This window comes from Ideonella alba (genome assembly GCF_018069875.1).
Lineage (GTDB): Bacteria > Pseudomonadota > Gammaproteobacteria > Burkholderiales > Burkholderiaceae_C > Ideonella > Ideonella alba.
Genome location: NZ_JAGQDF010000006.1, coordinates 310,799 through 329,320, shown reverse-complemented (window position 1 = coordinate 329,320; position 18,522 = coordinate 310,799). Strand labels below are relative to the sequence as shown.

20 protein-coding genes are annotated in these 18,522 nt (G+C 70.6%); 7 read left to right on the top strand and 13 right to left on the bottom strand.

The features are described from left to right. Positions 1-335: 335 nt before the first annotated feature. From KAK07_RS13115 to KAK07_RS13105, 3 genes are all read right to left on the bottom strand, one after another. Positions 336-791 carry a hypothetical protein gene (locus KAK07_RS13115; RefSeq protein WP_247661099.1) on the bottom strand — a complete coding sequence of 152 codons (456 nt, stop codon included), beginning with the start codon at positions 789-791 and terminating at the stop codon, positions 336-338. Between the two features lie 81 nt (positions 792-872). Next, complete coding sequence (locus tag KAK07_RS25325; protein ID WP_247661098.1) at positions 873-2,255, bottom strand: pyridoxamine 5'-phosphate oxidase family protein; 1,383 nt, start codon at positions 2,253-2,255, stop codon at positions 873-875. Further along, positions 2,252-4,102 carry a S8 family serine peptidase gene (locus tag KAK07_RS13105; RefSeq protein ID WP_210854113.1) on the bottom strand — a complete coding sequence of 617 codons (1,851 nt, stop codon included), beginning with the start codon at positions 4,100-4,102 and terminating at the stop codon, positions 2,252-2,254. Before KAK07_RS13105 ends, KAK07_RS25325 begins: the two co-directional genes overlap by 4 nt. Positions 4,103-4,270: 168 nt before the next feature. On the opposite strand from KAK07_RS13105, the gene KAK07_RS13100 reads away from it, so the two are divergent. Further along, on the top strand, positions 4,271-4,954 hold the full coding sequence (locus KAK07_RS13100) for a dienelactone hydrolase family protein (RefSeq protein ID WP_210854229.1): 684 nt from the start codon (positions 4,271-4,273) through the stop codon (positions 4,952-4,954). Here KAK07_RS13100 and KAK07_RS13095 read toward each other — a convergent pair whose 3' ends face one another. Together KAK07_RS13095 and KAK07_RS13090 are read right to left on the bottom strand one after the other, a co-directional pair. Further along, positions 4,955-5,335, bottom strand: a complete 381-nt coding sequence (locus KAK07_RS13095) for a tautomerase family protein (RefSeq protein ID WP_210854112.1) — start codon at positions 5,333-5,335, stop codon at positions 4,955-4,957. After that, positions 5,323-5,532 carry a hypothetical protein gene (locus tag KAK07_RS13090; RefSeq protein WP_210854111.1) on the bottom strand — a complete coding sequence of 70 codons (210 nt, stop codon included), beginning with the start codon at positions 5,530-5,532 and terminating at the stop codon, positions 5,323-5,325. Before KAK07_RS13090 ends, KAK07_RS13095 begins: the two co-directional genes overlap by 13 nt. A gap of 104 nt (positions 5,533-5,636) precedes the next feature. On the opposite strand from KAK07_RS13090, the gene KAK07_RS13085 reads away from it, so the two are divergent. Continuing rightward, positions 5,637-6,530 (top strand): LysR family transcriptional regulator, encoded by an 894-nt coding sequence (locus KAK07_RS13085; RefSeq protein ID WP_210854110.1) that lies wholly within the window; start codon positions 5,637-5,639, stop codon positions 6,528-6,530. A 3-nt stretch (positions 6,531-6,533) separates the two neighbouring features. Here KAK07_RS13085 and KAK07_RS13080 read toward each other — a convergent pair whose 3' ends face one another. Next, positions 6,534-7,277 (bottom strand): sulfite exporter TauE/SafE family protein, encoded by a 744-nt coding sequence (locus KAK07_RS13080; protein ID WP_210854109.1) that lies wholly within the window; start codon positions 7,275-7,277, stop codon positions 6,534-6,536. 17 nt (positions 7,278-7,294) lie between these two features. Between KAK07_RS13080 and KAK07_RS13075 the strand changes: the two genes are divergently transcribed. Continuing rightward, positions 7,295-7,726, top strand: coding sequence for a DUF1841 family protein (locus KAK07_RS13075; RefSeq protein WP_210854108.1), 432 nt, complete (start codon positions 7,295-7,297; stop codon positions 7,724-7,726). Positions 7,727-7,766: 40 nt separating this feature from the next. Here the strand turns inward: KAK07_RS13075 and KAK07_RS13070 are convergent, their stop codons facing one another. Genes KAK07_RS13070 through KAK07_RS13045 form a run of 6 tightly spaced genes read right to left on the bottom strand, consistent with a single transcriptional unit; the run spans position 7,767 to position 13,848 of the window. Next, a complete protein-coding gene (locus KAK07_RS13070; RefSeq protein WP_210854107.1) occupies positions 7,767-8,900 on the bottom strand; it encodes a hypothetical protein in 1,134 nt (377 codons plus the stop codon). A 16-nt stretch (positions 8,901-8,916) separates the two neighbouring features. Further along, positions 8,917-9,699: a hypothetical protein gene (locus tag KAK07_RS13065; protein ID WP_210854106.1), complete on the bottom strand. Its 783-nt coding sequence runs from the start codon at positions 9,697-9,699 to the stop codon at positions 8,917-8,919. After that, positions 9,696-10,670, bottom strand: a complete 975-nt coding sequence (locus KAK07_RS13060; RefSeq protein ID WP_210854105.1) for a beta-1,6-N-acetylglucosaminyltransferase — start codon at positions 10,668-10,670, stop codon at positions 9,696-9,698. The genes KAK07_RS13065 and KAK07_RS13060 overlap by 4 nt, the downstream gene beginning before the upstream one ends. 25 nt (positions 10,671-10,695) lie before the next feature. Continuing rightward, positions 10,696-11,604, bottom strand: a complete 909-nt coding sequence (locus KAK07_RS13055) for an LOG family protein (protein ID WP_210861212.1) — start codon at positions 11,602-11,604, stop codon at positions 10,696-10,698. A gap of 33 nt (positions 11,605-11,637) precedes the next feature. Further along, the gene (locus tag KAK07_RS13050; RefSeq protein ID WP_210854103.1) at positions 11,638-12,393 is read right to left on the bottom strand and encodes a HesA/MoeB/ThiF family protein; all 756 of its coding nucleotides are present in this window, start codon (positions 12,391-12,393) and stop codon (positions 11,638-11,640) included. 21 nt (positions 12,394-12,414) lie between these two features. Then, entirely contained in the window at positions 12,415-13,848 is a 1,434-nt protein-coding gene (locus KAK07_RS13045) for a S41 family peptidase (RefSeq protein ID WP_210861210.1), read from the bottom strand. A 205-nt stretch (positions 13,849-14,053) separates the two neighbouring features. Here KAK07_RS13045 and KAK07_RS13040 point away from each other — a divergent pair, with 205 nt between their 5' ends. The 4 genes from KAK07_RS13040 to KAK07_RS13025 are packed head-to-tail and all read left to right on the top strand — an operon-like array spanning position 14,054 to position 17,840. Beyond that, positions 14,054-14,698 carry a response regulator gene (locus tag KAK07_RS13040; RefSeq protein WP_247661097.1) on the top strand — a complete coding sequence of 215 codons (645 nt, stop codon included), beginning with the start codon at positions 14,054-14,056 and terminating at the stop codon, positions 14,696-14,698. Then, positions 14,691-16,688: a 7TM diverse intracellular signaling domain-containing protein gene (locus KAK07_RS25780; RefSeq protein WP_210861208.1), complete on the top strand. Its 1,998-nt coding sequence runs from the start codon at positions 14,691-14,693 to the stop codon at positions 16,686-16,688. The genes KAK07_RS13040 and KAK07_RS25780 overlap by 8 nt, the downstream gene beginning before the upstream one ends. Before the next feature lie 20 nt (positions 16,689-16,708). After that, positions 16,709-17,644, top strand: a complete 936-nt coding sequence (lpxC, locus tag KAK07_RS13030; RefSeq protein WP_210861206.1) for a UDP-3-O-acyl-N-acetylglucosamine deacetylase — start codon at positions 16,709-16,711, stop codon at positions 17,642-17,644. A gap of 10 nt (positions 17,645-17,654) precedes the next feature. Beyond that, the gene (locus tag KAK07_RS13025) at positions 17,655-17,840 is read left to right on the top strand and encodes a hypothetical protein (protein ID WP_210854098.1); all 186 of its coding nucleotides are present in this window, start codon (positions 17,655-17,657) and stop codon (positions 17,838-17,840) included. On the opposite strand, the gene KAK07_RS13020 is transcribed toward KAK07_RS13025, so the two are convergent. Then, positions 17,767-18,435 carry a TetR family transcriptional regulator gene (locus tag KAK07_RS13020; protein ID WP_210861204.1) on the bottom strand — a complete coding sequence of 223 codons (669 nt, stop codon included), beginning with the start codon at positions 18,433-18,435 and terminating at the stop codon, positions 17,767-17,769. The genes KAK07_RS13025 and KAK07_RS13020 overlap by 74 nt on opposite strands. Positions 18,436-18,522 lie beyond the last annotated feature (87 nt).

Genomic DNA, 18,522 nt, shown 5'->3' with positions numbered 1-18,522 from the left:
AAGGGGTCTCTCTCATGTCCCCCGGCCTGCGGCCTCCTCCTTGACTTCGTTCGACCCCTTTCCCCCACCTCGCTGGTCACCGTTTCGGGACTGCTCGCGCGAGCGACGCGGAAACGTTGGCAGCGGGCGAGGGGGAGTTCGCTTGGCCGAAGTTAAGGAGGAGGCCGCAGGCCGGGGGACGGAGCCCGGACTCAAACAGTCCTGAGGACTGTTTGTGCCTGGCGACGGCCAGGGCCTCTGGCCCTGGCATGAGGACAAGCGAACTCCCCCTCGCCCGCCGCGCCAAACCGCCGCAGTCGACCCAACGGCCGGTCAGGGCAGGAAGCAGGCAGCGATCAGGTGTCTTCGCTGAGTCGCTTGAACGGCCCGATGCAGCTGTTGAGGCTTTCGTCCTCGCACATCAGGAACTCGCGGCCCGAGCGGTGGATGATGATGAAGTTGACCGCGATGTGGCCGACCTCCGTCACCTGGCCTGTGCAGTCGGGTCGGCCGTTGTCCTTGACGAGCTTGTCGACCCAGCGGTAGAAGCCGCGCGGCGAGGGTTCCAGGTCGATCTCGAACTCGGACTCCGCGGACTGTTCGCCGCTGGTGACCGACATGCTGCCGTCGGCGTGGATGTCGTAGACCTCGTGGCAGGCGGTACCGGGCACGTCGATGCGCCAGGCGCCCACCAGCGGATGCTTGCTGGGCAGCGGCGTGCGCCGCACTTGGGTGGGCAGTTCCTGAGCGACTGCTGGCAGGGTTGGCGCAGCGGTAGCAAGGGCCAGCAGGAGGGGCCAGGTCTTGGTCATGGGTCTCTCAAGGCAGGCGGGGTCGATCAGGTCCGCAGTATGGGCCCTCGGGCCTGGGCGCCATGGGCATTGTCGACGGTGTCAGCGGGCGGGAGGCAGCCAGGCCCGCCAGTTCACGGGCAAGGCATGCAACAGCAGGCTTCGGGCGCCCCGCCACTGAGCGGACAGCAGCAACAGCGCCGCGCCGATCAGCAGCGCGGCGGCGGCCAGGCCGTGTTCCATCACACCCTGGTGCTCCAGCGAGGCCTGCAGGGCATAGACCACATAGGCCAGCGCCGACACCATGAGCGCACGCCGGTCCAGCAGGAGGGAGACAGTCGCCAGCAGCAGGTACAGCGCCAGCACGGCGATGCTTGAGCCCAGGCCGCGGTCCACCGCCATGCCGGTGAACACCGGGTGCACGATCAGCGGAGCCGCCAGCAGGTGCAGCCAGAAGGCCACGTCGGCGCGCCAGGTCTGGCGTGTCGGGTCCCGGCGATCCCAGCGCCAGGCCAGCGCAAAGACCGCGACGCCTGAGACCGACAGCAGCGCACCCGACCAGGGCTCCAGCCCCGGCGCCAGGCTCAGCAGCAGCAACAGGGCCAGGGCCACCGCAGCGGCACAGCCCAGGGCCACCGTGATCGGCACCCGGAAGCGCCGCCAGTGCAGTGCGGCGGCGGCGGCGGTCGCGGCAATGGCTGCCACCAGCGTGCCATCGTCGGGCAATCCCTGGCGCCACATCAGACCCGCGGCGAGCACGCCGCCACACCAGGCCAGCGCCAGCACGATCGAGGGCAGCGCCAGCCGTCGCTGGCGCGTGAAGATCTCGGCCAGACCCCAAGCGGCGGCGGCCACCGCCAAGGCACCCGCCCAGGGCTGCCAGCCCTTGCCCAGCACGGCCAACGCGACCAGCAGCAAGACACAGGCGATGACCACGAACAGGTCGTTGAACCCCGAGACCAGGCGCAGCCGTTCATCGTCGGCATCGGACGGTGGTGCCGCGCCGTCAGCACGGGTCTGCACGCCATAGCGCGCCATCGCCTGCGCCACCTGCGAGGCCTCGGTGGTGTGCTCGGGGTAGAGCCGGTAGCTGGGCGCGAGGATGGGCTCGGTGTGGGTGGGCGCTATCAGCACGACCGCATGGACCGGGAACCGCCCCTGGGTCATGGCCAGCAGAGGTGCGGCCCAGCGCTGGAAATCGGCATCGTCGGGGCGCAGCAGCCGCGCCCGTCCCTTGAGCTTGAAGCCCTTCTGCACGAAGACATCGACGAAGCTGAAGCACACCGCCGGCCGCTCGGCCAGGTTGCGCACCGTGGTGGGCGAGGCGATGTGGGCCACCGCGATGTGCCCGTCGACCAGCGCGAAGACCTCCTTGGGCGAGACGTTGGGCGTGCCGTCGGCGTCCACCGTGGCCAGCCAGCCCAGCACGGCGCGCCGGGCGGTGTCGAGCAGCGCGTCGTCGAAGCCGGCTGGCGTCGCGGTCATCGGGCACGGGCCTGTGCCACCGCGTTCTTCGGATGCACCAGCCGGCGGCGGCCGTCGGCGCTGGGCTCGGCGGTGGCGACGATGATGTCGATCAGCTCGCGTGGCGTGAGCTTCGGGTTGACCGCCAGCATCTTGGCCGCCAGGTTGGCCACCTGCGGTGCCGCCATCGAGGTGCCCGACAGCGCCACGCGCGCACCGCCGGGCAGGTAGCTTTCCACCAGATAGCCGTTGGCGTGCACCTTCACCGTGGGGCCGTAGCTGGTGAACGAAGCCTCGTCGCCGGCCAGGTCCACCGCGCCCACCGTCAGCAGGTTGGGCAGCACGATGCCCGAAGGGATGAACTCGTTGAAGCTGGCATCGCTGTTGTCATTGCCGCCGGCGGCGATGAACAGGATCCCGGGCGCGCTGGCCATGGCCTCGGTTTCGGCGCGCTTGAGCAGGTCGAAGTACTCGCGCGCCATGGCCTTGCGGTCTTCAGGCGTCTTGCCCAGGCCGCATTGCTCCAGATCGCTCTCGATGCTCTTGACGTTGCCGCCCCAGCTCATGTTGACCACGCGCGCACCGTGCTGCTTCAGGAACGCCACCGTGCCGTGCATCGACGCCGCCTCGCGCTCGGTCTGCTCGCGCGTGGGGCAGGGATCGGGCTGGAGCGTGTGGCCGAACTCGATGCGCGCCACCAGCAGCCGCGCGCCCGGGTTGCCGGCCATGGCAATGCCGGCCACATGCGTGCCGTGCTCGTAGTTGCCGGCCAGGTTGATCTCCTCGATCGCCGCCTTGTAGTCGGCCGGGGCCAGCGTGGACAGCCAGGTCTTGACCTCGGTGGCCTCCTTGCTGTCGATGTTGGCCTGCAGGTCGGAGAAGCCCTTGCTGCGCGCCACCATCTGCGGCAGCTTGCCGCGCAGCTCGGCGGGAATCGGTGCCAGCGTGGTGTTCGCCGGGCGGGCGTACTTGTCGTAGCCAATGACCTGCGGCTGGCCTTGGGCGTCCTTCACCACCTGGTTGCCGAACAGCGCGGTGTCGACGCCGCTGTCCCAGACCGCCAGCACCACCGGTGCCTTCACGTCGGCCGGCTGCAGGGCCACGTCGCGGGCGGCCCAGATGTCGGTCTTGGCCACCTGGTGCTGGGCCAGGTAGGCGGTGTAGGTGTCGATCAGGGTCTGCTTCAGCGGCAGGGTGCCGATCAGCGCGAAGCGGGCGAAGACGATCATCGGCGCGAATTCCGAACTCACCGCGCCCGAGCTGTCGGCGATCGGCTGCACCACCTCGCGCACGCGACCCAGCGCCAGCGCTTCGCCGATCAGCTCGGCGCTGGCCTTGGCGCCCTTGATGTCGTTGGCGATCACCGGGTAGGGCAGTGGCGCGAGCTCGCTGCTGATGAAGCGGGCCACCGCCTCGCGGTAGGCCGGGCTGCCCAGCGCATGCTGCTTCGCGGCGCTGGCCATGGCGCGCAGGCGCTGGGCCGAGATCAGCTTGTCGGCGGGCTTGTCCTGCAGGCTGCGCACCAGCTCGGCGCGCTGCAGCGCGCTGTCGTAGCGGCCGTCCAGGAAGTCCATGATGGCCAGCGTGCTCAGCAGGTCACGCCGCGTGCCGACGTCGGGAATCTCGTAGCCGGCCAGCACCGACTCGATGTCGCGGCGCAGCGCGGCGGCGAAGGGCGCATAGGCCTCGGTCTGCCGCACCAGGGTTTCCAGCGGACCCTTCACCGGGTAGCTGAAGCGGGGCAGGTCGGCCGCCTTCTCGATGCGCGGCTTGGCGCTCTGAGCCCAGGTGGCAGGTGCGCTCAGCGTCAGGCCGGCGGTCAGGGCCAGCAGGGCCAGGGTGAGCGGGGCGATGCGGAGGGTACGCATGGTGGTGTGGCAGGTCCTTGATGAGGAGCGGCGATGGTAGCGGGCGGCGGCACTGTCGCCCCTCGCCCCCCCTTGAAACCCCTGAGCGGAATCGCCCGGGGTGTCGTCGTATCCTGCGGCCATCCAACGCCTTTGAATGCACAGACCGAGGAGCCACCGATGGGCACGATGATCCGCTTCCAACGCCCCGACGGCCAGAGCGCCGCCGGCTACCTGGCCGAACCCGCGCAGCCGGCCGGCGCGCCCGGCATCGTGGTGATCCAGGAGTGGTGGGGCCTGAACGACCAGATCCGCGGCGTGGCGGACCGCCTGGCGGCGGCCGGCTACCGGGCACTGGTGCCGGACCTGTACAAGGGCCAATCGACGGTGGAGGCCGAGGAGGCGCACCACCTGATGGACGGCCTGAACTTTGGCGAGGCGGCGTCGCAGGACATCCGCGGCGCGGTCCAGCACCTGAAGGCCGGCGGCGGCAAGGTGGGTGTCACCGGTTTCTGCATGGGTGGCGCGCTGACGCTGCTGGCGCTGTGCAACGCGCCCGAGGCCGATGCCGGCGTGGTCTGGTACGGCTGTCCGCCGCTGGAGTACATCGACGCCTCGAAGATCACCGTGCCCGTGCAGGGCCACTGGGCCGAGCAGGACCAGTTCTTCCCGATCGCCACCGTGGACGCGCTGGCCGCGAAGCTGACCGAGGCCGGCGTGGCGCACGAGTTCCACCGCTACCTGGCCCACCACGCCTTTGCCAATGAGACCGCGGTGGGACCGGCGCGCATCCCCGCCACGCAGTACGACGCGGTGTGGGCCGCGCGCGCCTGGGACCGCACGCTGCGCTTCCTGGGGCGCACGCTGGGCTGATCAGCATGCAGCGGCGGCGCGCGCCGCCTGGGTGCGGCCGCCCCAGCCCCAATGCGCTGCCGGCACTTCCTGCACCTGCACGTAGCTCACCGCGTGCAGGCCCAGGCGGGCGTCCAGCGCCCGGTGGCCGGCGGCGACGAAGGCGGCGATCTCCTCGGGTCGGTTGCTGCCGGCGCTGATGCGGATCTCGACGAAGGCGGTGGGCGCGCCGGCCTGGCCGCCGATGAACCACTGGCCCGGTGGCACGAACTGCAGCGCCACCGCGGTCAGGTCGCGGCGCTTGTGCAGCGTGTCCACCGTGATGTCCAGCAGCTCGTCGGCCACTGCGGTGGCCAGGGCGTCGTCTGCTGCGACGCCCAGCAGCACGGTCAGGATGGGCATGCCGGGGTCTCCAGGCGGCGGGACTGGTGGCGCTGCAGGCGCTGCGTCAGGCGGCGGCCGGCGCGGGCGGCGCCGGTCGACGGCCGCAGCACCTGGCCCAGCAGCCAGTCCCAGGCCTGGGCGATCGCGGCTTCGCGCAACTGGTGGGCCCGGTCGATGGCCTCGGCGTGGAGGCGGGCGCGTTCTTCAAGGTCCATGGTGTGCTCCAGCGGAGGGGTGTGAGTGCACTGTATTGAAGGCACCACCGGCTGGAAACCGCCTTCCATGCGAATTGGTTTTGCAAAAATTGCAAAATATGGGCATGAATTTGCAGCTGGATGACCTGGCCCTGTTCGTCCGCGTGGTGGAGCTGGGCACGCTGTCGGCCGCCGCGCGCGAGCGCAACGGCCCGGTCAGCCAGGTCACGCGGGCCTTGGCGCGGCTGGAGGCGCAGTGCGGCGCGCGCCTGCTCCACCGCAGCACCCACGGCCTGACGCTGACCGACGAAGGCGACACCGTGCTGGCCCATGCACGCCAGATGCTGCAGACCAGCCTGCAACTGGAAAGCGAGCTCTCCGGTCGCCTGGCCGGCCCGCGCGGCTGGGTGCGGGTGGGCTGCAGCGCGGTGATCGCCCAGGCGGTGCTGGCCCCCAGCCTGCCCGCGCTGCTGGCCGCCCACCCCGGGCTGCGGCTGGACATCGTGGCCGACGACCGCATGGTCGACATGGCGCGTGAGGGGCTGGACCTGACGATCCGCACCGGCACGCCCGCTGGCGACGACCTGGTGGCGCGCGAGATTGGCCAGCTCAGCCGCAGCCTGTACGCCGCACCGACCTACGCCGAGGCCCACGGCCTGCCGACCGAACCCGAACAACTCGCCCGCCACCAGCTGGTGGGCCATGCGCTGATGCCGGTGCTCAACACCTGGACGGCGGGCGAGGGCCGCGAGCAGCGCCGCTGGACGGTCAGCCCGTCGATCCGCGCCAGCGACACCGGCACCGTGCTCGCGTTGGTGCGCGCCGGCGTGGGCATCGGTCGCCTGGTCGATCTGGTGGCGCGGCCGCTGGTGCGCAGCGGCGAGTTGCTGCCGGTGCTGCCGCAGTGGTTTGGTGAGAAGCCGCTGCCGATGTATGCGGTGATGCTGCGCGAGCGCCACCGCCTGCCCAAGGTGCGGGCCTGCATCGAACACTGGGCGGCCTGGATGGCCGCGGTCTGACCCTCAGGCCCAGGCGTCCCACACCAGCTTCAGGCCGGTCAGCAGCATGCCCAGGTGGAACAGGCGGTAGAACCAGGTGGGGTTGATGCGCCGCACGATCTTCAGGCCCAGCCACACGCCCACCGGCGCGAAGGGCGCCAACACCAGCGAGGTGGCCATGTTGCGGCCGTCGATCAGCCCCAGCCACCAGTAGGGCAGCCACTTCGAGAAGTTCACCGCGGTGAACAGCACCGCCAGCGTGGCGGTGAAGGTGATCGGCGCCAGGCGCAGCGGCAGCAGGTAGAAGCTGATCGGGGGGCCGCCCGCATGGGCGACGAAGCTGGTGAAGCCCGAGGTGGTCCCCAGCAACAGGCCCAGCCAGCGCGGCGGTGGCGGGCTGTCGGCGCGCGGCGGGAAGGCCAGGCGGATGGCGAGGAAGACCAGCGTGATCGCGCCGACGATGCCGGCCACCGTGCGGCTGCTCAGCACGCCGAACAGCGCGGTGCCGATCACCGTGCCCAGCAGCGCCGCCGGGATCAGGCGGCGCAGCAGCGTCCAGTCGGCCTGGCGCATCAGCGCGGCCAGGCCCATCAGGTCCATGATGGCCAGCAGCGGCAGCATGATCGCGGCGGCCTGCGGCACCGGCACGGTCAGTGCCATCAGCGGCACCACGATGGCGCCGAAACCGGCGCCGAAGCCGCTCTTGGAGATGCCCATCAGGACCACCGCCGGGATGGCCACGGCGTAGAACTGCCAGTCGGTGATCATGCGGCGACAATTGGAGCATGTTCCAGCCGTCCCAGACCGATGTGCGCCGCTTCTTCTGCGAGACGCACGCCAAGGCCCGCCAGGGCCTGCCGCTCACGCCGATCGAGACCCTCGCCGCCGGCTGGATCGACCAGCACCCCGAGTACCACGCCGATCTGGCCGACCTGGAGGCGGCGCTGGCCGCGGTCTACACGGTCGAGGAAGGCCGCACCAACCCCTTCCTGCACCTGGCCATGCACCTGACGATCAGCGAACAGGTGTCGATCGACCAGCCCACCGGCATCCGCCAGGCGGTGGAGCTGCTGGCGGCGCGGCGCAACTCGCTGCACGAGGCCCAGCATGTGGCGATGGATGCGCTGGGCGAGATGATCTGGGCCTCGCAGCGCAGCGGCCTGCCGCCGGACGGCCACGCCTACCTGGACGCGGTGCGTCGGCGCGCCACGGCCTGAGGCCCGCGGGCCGCTCAGTCGGCCCGCTTGTTCGGGCCGCTTATTCGGCCAGCTCCGGCACCGGGAAGTTCCAGACCCAGTCGCCACCGGCACCCTGGCGGGCCAGTCGGCGCAGCACGCGGCGGTAGGGCTCGGTGTTGTCGGCCTCGAACTGGGCCACGATGCGCTCGCGCCGCGTCGTGTCCAGGCCGGCCGTGGCCAGCAGCGCTTCCACCACGCACAACGCCACCTCGCGCCGGGCCTGCAGCAGCGCCTGCAGCGCCAGGCGGAAGTCCTCGAAGCCCAGCGCGTGATCGTGGCTCACCGTGGGCAGGTGCTGGAACAGCTGCTCGCGGTCGAAACGGCGCCGCGCCACCTCGGCATTGGACGCTGCGCAGTGCGCGCGCACCTGGTCGGCCAAGGCCGGCGCCAGCGCAGGCCGTCGCCGCAGCGCCGGGTGCGTGCCGGCCGCGTGGCTGAAGGCCTGGTACAGGCCTTGGGGCCAGCGCTCGACCGGCAGGCGCGCGTTGAGCAGGCGCTTGAGTTCGAGCAGCGCACCGCCGATCGACGGATTGCGGTCCTGCGGCTCGTCCGAGGCATCGACCTCGATGCCCAGGCGGGCGAAGAAGTCATCGATCACGTTGCTGCGCAGCAGGGCCTGGCGGGCATACACCCCCACCTGCAAGGCGGCGCCGGGCCAGGCCGCTTCCCAGCCGGCCAGGAAGTGGTCGTAGTCGACGCCGGTGCCGTTGCCATAGGCCGCCAGCTCGGCGGCATGCTGGCGGGCATGGACCACCTGCTGGTAGCTGGAGACCAGGTAGTCGGCCTGCTCGCGCAGATAGACGATGACCGACGAGCGGCGCGGGTCGAAGGCCGCGGCCACATCCTCGGCGCGCGCGTTCTGGAAGGCCTCGGAGCTGAGCAGCACGCGCCGCGCTGGCTGGGCTTGCCACTCCAGCGCCAGGGCTTGGTGGAACTGGCGCAGCGTGGTGTCGGCCCGCTGCGGGTCTTCGCGCATCGCGCGCTGCTGCAGCACGCCGGCCACAGCATGGTGGGCCACGCCCTGACGACCGGCACGCGGATACAGGATGCCCTCGGCGGCCAGGCGCTCCGGGTGGCCGGCCAGGTAGGCCTGCAGCGAGGAGGTGCCGCTCTTGTGGCGGCCGATGTGCAGGATGAAGGCGGGATCGTTCATGGGGGCGCCAGGCGGCTCAGGCGCCTGCGGCGATCAAGGGCAGCGTGTCCACGCGCTCGTGGAAGGTGACGCGGTCGAAATAGCCTTCGATGCTGGAGCGGTACACCGCCTGCAGCTTGAAGTAGCCGTTCGGGTAGAGGTGCACCGCCTTGCCCAGCAGGCAGCCGCCGATGGCCACGTGCAGGCGGTCGGTGTGGATGGTCTCGTAGCGGTCGATCGCGGCCATGAAGCCGGCGATGTCGGTGGTGTGCTTGCCCTGGTTGCTCAGGTCGACATTGCCGGGCGGGGCGTCAAAGCGGTCGGGATGGCGTTCACGGTCGGTGCGGAAGAACAACCCGGCGCCCTGGCCCGCGCTGCGCGGCCAGTCCTGCAGCGCGAAGGCCATGTCGTGGCAGAAATGCGCGCGCGGCATGGCCTGGCGGCTTTCCTGGTGGTCGCGGCGGAAGAACGTGATGTCGTCGGGCAGGTCCACCGGAACCTCATAGGTGGAGGGCAGCACCACCACGCGGAACTTGCGGCGCAGCTTGCCGACGTGCGTGGCGGCGTGGTTCCAGAACGAGCACCAGGCGCCGCTGCCGCCGTAGATCAGCGTACCGCCGGAGGGCTTCTGCATGAAGTCGATGCAGCGGAAATGCTCCTCGACCTGGAAGCCGTGGGTCTCGAAGAAGCGCAGCGTGCCGGCGCGGATCAGCCCGTCGCCCCAGTTGCCCGGATTGGGAAAGTAGTAGACGGGCTCGTCACGGCAGATGTCCCGTAGCACATCGCGCAGGTGCTCGAAGTCGGGTCGGTGGGTCTTCATGGCGCGTTCCAGAGTTCGGATTCGACCATCGCGTGCAAGGCGGCCAGATCGCCTTTGGCCTTGCGGGCGAACAGCGCGCCCTCGGCGTGGGCCTGTCGCAGTGCCGGGGGCGCACCGGCGCCGTTGGCGCCCAGCTGGCCGCGCAGGTTGTGGCGTGTGCCGATACCGGCCTTCAGCGCCTCGGGCGCCTGGGACAGCGCGGTCTGGAAGAAGGTCTCGTCGGGCAGGAAGGTCTGCGACAGCAGCGTGGCCACCGCAGCCGCCTGCGGGGAATCGACCAGCCACTCGACCACCGATCGGTGCAGCACCACCCATTGGCGGCCGATGACGTAGGGGTGGGTCGTCCAGAACCGCTGGCGGTCGCGCAGCTCGGGAGACGTCAGCGCGCGCAGCTGCAGGAACTTGTCGGTCTCGGTGCAGCATTCGGTGCAGGCCAGCGTGCGCCGCAGCTCAATACGGGACATCGGATTGAAGGGCTCACCCGGCGCAGCCATCAGGCCCTCGACCACCTGGTCGGCCACCACCGAGATGCGGAACAGCGGCAGCCGCCGGCCCGAGCCGGGCCCCGCGTAGGCCAGCCACACCGGCGGACGCCGCACCGGGAAGGCGAACAGGTGCGAGTGCAGGCCGGTCTCGGCACGGTGGCGCGCCAGCGCATCGGCCATGGCTGCGGGCCGCCGCAGGGGGATGCAGCTGCCGCTGAGGTTGATGAACCACTCCCACCCCGGGCGTTCAGCGGCAAACAGCAGCGACTCGCGCATCTGCTGCATCACGCTGGGGCCGGCCCAGATCACGGGCTGGCTGCGTCGCACCGTGGCCAGGGGGCCGATCTCGGCGGCCAGCGTGGCCACGTCGGCGGCGGGCGCGTCCAGGGTGACATCCACCTGGCCGCCCTCGCCGCTGAGGGCGCGCACCAGCCAGTGCAGGTGCGCCCACTGCTGGCCGTGGTGCTGGATCGAGAAGTGGATCATCGACGGCGCGCCGGCTCGCAGCCGCTCAGATGTCGTCGGCGAAGGCGCCTTCGGCGTCGCCGCGGGCCTCGAAGGCGTAGTGCTCGGCCAGCTTGTGCCAGGCCTCCTCGGCACTCTCCACGTACTGGAACAGGTGCACGTCGTCCGGGCTGATCATGCCGGTGTCGACCAGGTGCTGCAGGTCGATCAGCTTCTCCCAGAAGTCGCGGCCGAACAGCAGCACCGGGCGGCGGCGGCTCTTGCCGGTCTGGATCAGGGTGAGCGTCTCGAAGAGCTCGTCGAGCGTGCCGAAGCCGCCCGGGAAGCACACCAGGGCCACCGAGCGCATCACGAAGTGCATCTTGCGCAGTGCAAAGTAGTGGAACTGGAAGCACAGCTCCGGCGTGATGTAGGGGTTGGGCGCCTGCTCATGCGGCAGCACGATGTTCAGGCCCAGGCTCTGGCCGCCCACTTCCCAGGCGCCGCGGTTGCCGGCCTCCATGATCCCGGGGCCGCCGCCGGTGCAGACGGTGATGGGCGTGGCAAGTGCCTTCGAGCGCTCGGTGACCAGGCGGGCGAAGCGGCGCGCCTCGTCGTAGTAGCGGCTCATCTGCTGCGCCGTCTCGGCGCGGCGCAGCGCGGTGGCATCGCCGCTGGCGCGCGCGGCCTGCAGCCGTTCCTCGGCCTGCTCGGGGCTGGGAATGCGGGCACTGCCGAAGATCACGATGGTGCTCTCGATGCCCAGCTCCTGCTGCACCATTTCCGGCTTGAGCAGCTCCAGCTGCATGCGCACCGGCCGCAATTCCTCGCGCAGCAGGAAGTCGGTGTCGGTGAAGGCCAGCCGGTAGCTGCTCTCGGGACCGGCGTAGCGGCCGGTGGGTTGCGCGGCCTGCTGCGCATCGAGCGCGGCGCTGGGAAAGTTGCGGGCGGTGAGGTCGGAGGGACGTGCTGTCATGGGCAGCAGCTTACCCGCAAGCCGGGCGCCGGATCAGGGGCGCGTGGCGGCGCAGACCGGGCAGCCGGGGTGGGCGCTCATGCGCACCTCGTCCCACTGCATGCGGCGGGCGTCCAGCATCAGCAGGCGGCCGGCCAGCGAGCTGCCGATGCCGGCCACCAGGCGCAGCGCCTCGGCTGCCTGCATCGTGCCGATGATGCCCACCAGCGGCGCGAACACGCCCATGGTGGAGCAGCGCACTTCCTCGAAGGTGGCCTCGGGCGGGAACAGGCAGGCGTAGCAGGGCTGGCCCGGCGTGCGGACGTCGTACACCGAGATCTGGCCATCAAAGCCGATCGCCGCCCCCGACACCAGTGGCCGGCGGTGCGCCACGCAGGCGGCGTTGACCGCCTGGCGGGTGGCGAAGTTGTCGCTGCAGTCGATGACCACATCGGCCGCGGCCACCAGGGTGTCCAGGCGGGCGGCATCGGCCCGCTCGGCCAGCACGTCCACCCGCACACCCGGGTTCAGCGCATGGATCGCGGTGCGCGCCGACTCGACCTTGGGCTGACCGATGCGGGCCTGGGCATGCGCCACCTGGCGCTGCAGGTTGGTCAGGTCCACCGTGTCGTGGTCGACCAGGGTGATGCGGCCCAGGCCGGCAGTGCCCAGGTAGAGCGCCACCGGCGAGCCCAGGCCGCCGGCGCCGATCACCAGCGCATGGGCATCCAGCAGGCGCTGCTGGCCCTCGATGCCGATCTCATCCAGCAGGATGTGGCGCGAGTAGCGCAGCAGCTCGTCGTCGGTCACAGGGTCGGCTGACTTGGCGGCTTATTCGGTGGCGGCTTCGGCCTTGCGCTCGGTGGCGGTCTTGGAGACCAGCACCGGCTTGCCCTTGAGCTGGTTCAGCGCCTGCAGCAGCGGGAAGTCTTCGGCGCTGCCGAACTCGGGCAGCGGCTTGACCGCGTCCTTGGACTTGGCGAGCTGCTCCTCCAGCTTCTGGCGGGCTTCCTCGCGGGCCTTTTCACGGGCCTCGTCCTTCTTCTCGTCGGGGCCGCCCAGGTGCTTTTCCAGGTCGGCCTCGCGCATGCGCAGCGCGGCGAAGACATTGCCCTCGGCGGTCTCGTCGAGCCAGACGTCGGGCACGATGCCCTTGGCCTGGATGCTGCGGCCGCTGGGCGTGTAATAGCGCGCGGTGGTGATCTTCAGGGCGGTGTCGGCGCTGAGCTGGCGCACCGTCTGCACCGAGCCCTTGCCGAAGGTCTGGCCGCCCATGATCAGCGCGCGCTTGTGGTCCTGCAAGGCGCCGGCGACGATCTCGGAGGCCGAGGCCGAGCCCTCGTTGACCAGCACCACCAGTGGCACCTTCTTCAGCGCGGCTGGCAGCTTGCGCAGCGGATCGGGGCCGCCGCGGCGGGTGTAGTTGTCGGGGCTGGCGCGGTAGGTGGCCTTGGCGTCGGCGATCTGGCCGTTGGTGCTGACCACCACCGCGTCGGCCGGCAGGAAGGCCGCCGACAGCGCCACCGCGCCTTCGAGCAGGCCGCCCGGGTCGTTGCGCAGGTCCAGCACGATGCCCTTGATCGCCGGGTCCTGCTTGTACAGCTCCTCGAGCTTGCGGGCGAAGTCGTCGATCGTGCGGTCCTGGAACTGGCTGACGCGCAGCCAGGCGTAGCCGGGTTCGATCAGCTTGGCGCGCACGCTCTGGACGTGGATCTCCTCGCGGGTGATGGTGACCGGGAAGCTGCGGCTTTCGGTCTTGCGGAAGATGGTGAGCGTGACCTTGGTGGCCGGCTCGCCGCGCATGCGCTTGACGGCCTGGTCGATGCTCAGGCCCTTGACCGGGGTGTCGTCGATGCGGGTGATCAGGTCGCCGCTCTTGATGCCGGCGCGGAAGGCGGGCGAGCCTTCGATCGGGGAGACCACCTTGACCAGGCCGTCCTCGGCGCCGATCTCGATGCCCACGCCGACGAACTTGCCGGTCGTGCCCTCGCGGAATTCCTTGAAGGTCTTCTTGTCGAAGTACTGGCTGTGCGGGTCCAGGCCGGCGACCATGCCGCCGATCGCGTCAGTGATCAGCTTCTTCTCGTCGACCGGCTCGACATAGTCGTTCTTGACCATGCCGAACACCGCCGCCAGCTGCTGCATTTCTTCGAGCGGCAGCGGGCCGACGCTGCTGCGCGCGATGGCCTGGAGCTGGATGGTCGTCAACGCTCCGGCCACGGCCCCCAGGGCCAGCCAACCCGCGACTTTCAGTGATGTCCCCATGATTCCAGCCTTTTGTGCGCACTCACCGGTGCCCGTATTGTAGGTGTCCGGGTCAAGCCCGGATGTCTCAATGCGGCCAAATGTTGCCGCCAGAAGGGGCTTGTGACAGGGCCGGGCGGCGAAGCGGTCGCTCGCCTTGGGCTCGGCGTCCCTCAGACGCGGGATGCGGCGCGCCAGGCCTGCGGCACGCGCCTACACTGCCGGGATGGAACCGATTTCGGTCTTGATCGTCGAGGACGACGAACGCTTTCGCGTGGCCTTTGCCACTTCGGTGGCCGAGGCCGCGGACATGCGCCTGGTCGGCACCGCCGGCGATCTGGCGCCGGGCCTGCGCCTGCTGCGCGAGCAGCGGCCAGACGTGCTGCTGGTCGACCTGGGTCTGCCCAGCGGCAGCGGCGTCGAGCTGATCCGCTACGCCAACGACCACCTGCCGCAGACCGACGTGATGGTGGTCAGCGTCTTCGGCGACGAACCCCATGTGATGGCCTCGCTGGAAGCCGGCGCCACCGGCTACCTGCTGAAGGACGCCCAGGCGGCCGACCTGACCGAGCAGATCCGCACGCTGCGCGCCGGCGGCAGCCCGATCAGCCCGGTGATCGCCCGCCAACTGCTGCTGCGCCTGACGCCGCAGAGCGCCCCGGTGGTCGACGAGGCCCTGCTGTCGCCCCAGGAACGCCAGGTGTTGACGCTGTCGGCCAAGGGTTTCAGCTTCGAGGAGATCGCCCGCATGCTGGAGGTCTCCCGGCACACCGTGATGACCTATGTGAAGCGCAGCTACCGCAAGCTGCAGGTGCACTCCAAGACCGAGGCGATCTACGAGGCCCGCAAGCTGGGCCTGGTGCGTGACTGAAGCCGGCGAGGGCACCGCCGGCCGTGCCGCCGCGGTGCGCTGGAGCAAGGCGCTGGCCGCCGGCCTGCTGGGCCTGGCCGGTCTGCTGGTCGCCGGGACGGCGCCGGCGGTGCACAAGCTCGACCCCGACACCGTGGCCAGCGCCGCCCAGCCGGCGCCGGTGCTGTACGCCGCCGGCCTGCATGCAGTGCGCCCCCACCAGCTGCCGGCCTACCGCGGCCCGGCCGACCCGGGCGGCGTAGTGCAGGCCCCGGCGCCGGAGGACGCCGCGGCCTGGGCGCCGCTGACCCTGCCGCGCCACGAAGCCCGCGACCCGGTGCGCGCCGCCGCCGCCGACCGGCCGCTGGTGGTCGACTGGCTGCGCATCGACCATGTGGTGCCCGCCGGCGCGCCCGGACCGCTGGCGCTGTACCTGCCGCGCGTGGTGGGCTCGGCGGTGCAGGTGATCGCCCATGACGGCAGCCAGTGGCGCCTGCGCTGGGACGGCACCGACCAATGGCGCGAGCAGTGGAACCGCCCGGTGCTGGTGGACCTGGGGCCGGCGCCGCCGCCTGGCAGCCGCCTGACGCTGGCGGTCGGCCTGATCCACTACGACGGCGCCGAGACGCGGGTGGCGCGGATCTGGATCGGTCCGCGCGCCGAGCTGGCCGAGCGCGCCGGCAGCCGCAATGTGCTGCAGCAGGTGGCGCCGCCGGTGGGCAGCCTGACCTTCCTGTCGCTGGGGCTGTTCGCGCTGCTGTTCTGGCTGGGCCGGCGGCGCGAGCAGGCCTACCTGCTGTTCTTCGGCTCCTCCCTGGTCTGGGCGCTGCGCAACCTGCACTACTACGTGGACATGCCCCAGGACCGGGTGGCCTACGACTGGTTCTGGTGGATGACCAATGCCTCGCTGTCCTGGGTGATGGTGCTGGTCTACCTGTTCGCGCTGCGCTTCGACGCCCGCCGGGCGCCCTGGCTGGAGCGCGGCCTGCTGGGCTTCGTGGCGCTGATGTCGGTGCTGGCCATGCCTTTCGAGGCCTCGCCGGTGCGCACCCTGGTGCAGCTGCACCTGATCAACGCCCTGGTGGGCATGGTCGTGCTGCTACGCCTGAGCTGGATGGCCTGGACCGGCGGCAGCCGCGAGTTCCGGGTGATCACGGCCAGCCTGTGGCTGACCGAGGTGTTCGGCGTGCACGACCTGCTGCTGGTCTCGGGCGGCGTGTCGCCCGAGTCGATCTACCTGCTGCCCTATGCGTCCTACGTGCTGTTCCTGGCCTTTCTGTACGCGGTGCAGGTGCGCTACTCGATGGCGATCCGCGAGGTCGAGCGCGTCAACTCGGGCCTGGAGGCCCGCCTGGCCGCACGCGAGGAGGAACTGCGCGCCAACCACGAGCGCCTGCGGGTGGTCGAGCGCGAGCAGGCCCTGCTGCTGGAGCGCCAGCGCCTGATGCGCGACATGCACGACGGCCTGGGATCGACGCTGATGTCCTCGCTGGTGCTGGTCGAGCAGGGCCGCCTGGACGCCCCTGCCGTGGCCGACCTGCTGCGCGAGTGCGTCGACGACCTGCGCCTGGTGATCGATTCGCTGGAGCCGATCGGCCATGACCTGGTGACGCTGCTGGCCTCGCTGCGCCACCGCCTGGGGCGCCGGCTGGAAAGCGCCGGGCTGGACATGCAGTGGGAGGTCCAGGACCTGCCGCCGCTGCCCTGGCTGGCGCCGCCCGACGCGCTGCAGGTGCTGCGCATCGTCCAGGAGGTGCTGACCAATGTCCTCAAGCACGCCCAGGCGCGCCGCATCCGCCTGGCCACCACGCTGCAGGACAGCACGGTGCAGGTGCTGATCGAGGACGACGGCGTCGGCTTCGACACCGGCCGCTCGGCCCCGGGCCGCGGCCTGCGCCACCTGTCGCAGCGGGCCACGCGCCTGGGCGGCGGCCTGCTGATCGACAGCGCGCCGGGCCAGGGCACCCGGGTGGCGCTGGATCTGCCACTCCAGCGCGGAATGCCGGCTTGACCGACAATCGGCGCCAGACCATGCTCCAGCAACGCACCCTCAAGACCATCACCCGCGCCGTCGGCGTGGGCCTGCACAGCGGCCAGCGCGTCGAGCTGACGCTGCGCCCCGCCGCACCGGACACCGGCATCGTCTTCCGCCGTGTCGACCTGCCGGTGCCGGTGGACATCCCGGTGCGCTTCGATTCCGTCAGCGACACCCGCATGGCCAGCACCATCTCGCCCGGCGGCGACCCTGGCGGCCCCAAGGTGCAGACCATCGAGCACCTGATGTCGGCGTGCTGCGGCCTGGGCCTGGACAACCTCTACATCGACATCACTGCCGACGAGGTGCCCATCCTCGATGGCTCCTCGGCCAGCTTCGTCTTCCTGCTGCAAAGCGCCGGCATCCAGCTGCAGAACGCGCCGAAGAAGTTCCTGCGCGTGAAGAAGGCCGTCGAGGTGCGCGAAGGCGAGGGCGCCCGCCTGATGTGGGCGCGGCTGGAGCCCTTCCATGGCTTCAAGCTGAGCTTCCAGATCGAGTTCAACCACCCGGCACTGGACGCCACCGGCCAGCAGGTGGTGTTCGACATGGGCAGCGGCACCTACGCCCGCGAGATCGCCCGCGCCCGCACCTTCGGCTTCACGCGCGATGTCGAGGCCATGCGCTCGCGCGGCCTGACGCTGGGCGGCAGCATGGACAACGCCATCGTCATCGACGACTACCGCGTGCTCAATGCCGACGGCCTGCGCTACGACGACGAGTTCGCCAAGCACAAGATCCTCGATGCGATCGGCGACCTGTATGTGGCGGGCCACACGCTGCTGGCGGCGTATTCGTCGTTCAAGGGCGGCCATGCGCTGAACAACAAGCTGCTGCGCCAGTTGCTGGCCGACGCCGAGGCCTGGGAGCTGGTCAGCTTCGCGGACACCGCCGAGGCGCCGCGCGGCTTTGCCGAGCTGGCACCGGCCTGGTGAGGCCCGCGCGATGCTGATCTTCCGTCTGGTTTTCGGCCTGCTGCTGCTGACCGGCCTGCTGTGCTTTGCGGCCTACATCGCCACCCGTGACCCGCGCTGGCGCTGGCGTGGCCTGGTGGTGGTCAAGTGGACCGTGCTGGCTGGGCTCGGCTTTTTCGCGGTGATCCTGCTGGAGCGGCTGGCGGTGATGCTGTAGCGGCAGGGGCCGCCAGCCCGGCCACATAGGCCCTCACCGCGCGTTCGCCCACCGCCACCAGATCAAAGGCGGACGGGTCCATCGTCCACTGCCGCATCAGGCCGTCGACCAGGCCGAACAGGCCCAGGGCCGCGCCATGGGCATCGGGCACGAGTGCGCGGCAGGGCTGTTCCATCGCCTGCACGAATTCAGCCACCGCCTGGCGGTGCCGCTCGCCCACCGGGGCCAACTCGCCGGTGTATTCGGTCAGGTGCATGGCGATGCGGAACACGCGTTGCATCTGGGCGTGCCCCGACAGCGCCCGCAGCGGGGCCATGGCCATGCCCAGCAGGGTGGCGCAGGGATCGCCGGGCGTCGCGCCGCGCGCCTCGTCGAAGGCGCATTCGCAGGGCAGGGTGACGCGGTCCAGCATCGCGGTGAACAGGGCGGCCTTGTCCTCGAAGTGCCAGTAGATCGCACCGCGCGTCAGGCCGGCGGCCGCAGCCACCTGCTGCAACGAGGTGCCGGCCACGCCCTGCGACAGGAAGACCTGCTCGGCGGCGTCGAGGAGCTGCTGGCGGGTCACCAGAGCGTCGGCCTTGGACTTGCGAACCATAGAAGAATCGGCGTTCGGTCAACGGCGGGAAAAGCCCCTGCCGTGTAAACATACATACACGATTGTATGTATACTGCGCCCTCCCTG

What these genes read in the sequence shown, in the direction of transcription:
- KAK07_RS13115 (WP_247661099.1), bottom strand. Translation starts at nt 791, where the DNA reads ATGACCAAGACCTGGCCCCTCCTGCTGGCCCTTGCTACCGCTGCGCCA.
- KAK07_RS25325 (WP_247661098.1), bottom strand. Translation starts at nt 2,255, where the DNA reads ATGACCGCGACGCCAGCCGGCTTCGACGACGCGCTGCTCGACACCGCC.
- KAK07_RS13105 (WP_210854113.1), bottom strand. Translation starts at nt 4,102, where the DNA reads ATGCGTACCCTCCGCATCGCCCCGCTCACCCTGGCCCTGCTGGCCCTG.
- KAK07_RS13100 (WP_210854229.1), top strand. Translation starts at nt 4,271, where the DNA reads ATGATCCGCTTCCAACGCCCCGACGGCCAGAGCGCCGCCGGCTACCTG.
- KAK07_RS13095 (WP_210854112.1), bottom strand. Translation starts at nt 5,335, where the DNA reads ATGCCCATCCTGACCGTGCTGCTGGGCGTCGCAGCAGACGACGCCCTG.
- KAK07_RS13090 (WP_210854111.1), bottom strand. Translation starts at nt 5,532, where the DNA reads ATGGACCTTGAAGAACGCGCCCGCCTCCACGCCGAGGCCATCGACCGG.
- KAK07_RS13085 (WP_210854110.1), top strand. Translation starts at nt 5,637, where the DNA reads ATGAATTTGCAGCTGGATGACCTGGCCCTGTTCGTCCGCGTGGTGGAG.
- KAK07_RS13080 (WP_210854109.1), bottom strand. Translation starts at nt 7,277, where the DNA reads ATGATCACCGACTGGCAGTTCTACGCCGTGGCCATCCCGGCGGTGGTC.
- KAK07_RS13075 (WP_210854108.1), top strand. Translation starts at nt 7,295, where the DNA reads ATGTTCCAGCCGTCCCAGACCGATGTGCGCCGCTTCTTCTGCGAGACG.
- KAK07_RS13070 (WP_210854107.1), bottom strand. Translation starts at nt 8,900, where the DNA reads ATGAACGATCCCGCCTTCATCCTGCACATCGGCCGCCACAAGAGCGGC.
- KAK07_RS13065 (WP_210854106.1), bottom strand. Translation starts at nt 9,699, where the DNA reads ATGAAGACCCACCGACCCGACTTCGAGCACCTGCGCGATGTGCTACGG.
- KAK07_RS13060 (WP_210854105.1), bottom strand. Translation starts at nt 10,670, where the DNA reads ATGATCCACTTCTCGATCCAGCACCACGGCCAGCAGTGGGCGCACCTG.
- KAK07_RS13055 (WP_210861212.1), bottom strand. Translation starts at nt 11,604, where the DNA reads ATGACAGCACGTCCCTCCGACCTCACCGCCCGCAACTTTCCCAGCGCC.
- KAK07_RS13045 (WP_210861210.1), bottom strand. Translation starts at nt 13,848, where the DNA reads ATGGGGACATCACTGAAAGTCGCGGGTTGGCTGGCCCTGGGGGCCGTG.
- KAK07_RS13040 (WP_247661097.1), top strand. Translation starts at nt 14,054, where the DNA reads ATGGAACCGATTTCGGTCTTGATCGTCGAGGACGACGAACGCTTTCGC.
- lpxC (WP_210861206.1), top strand. Translation starts at nt 16,709, where the DNA reads ATGCTCCAGCAACGCACCCTCAAGACCATCACCCGCGCCGTCGGCGTG.
- KAK07_RS13025 (WP_210854098.1), top strand. Translation starts at nt 17,655, where the DNA reads ATGCTGATCTTCCGTCTGGTTTTCGGCCTGCTGCTGCTGACCGGCCTG.
- KAK07_RS13020 (WP_210861204.1), bottom strand. Translation starts at nt 18,435, where the DNA reads ATGGTTCGCAAGTCCAAGGCCGACGCTCTGGTGACCCGCCAGCAGCTC.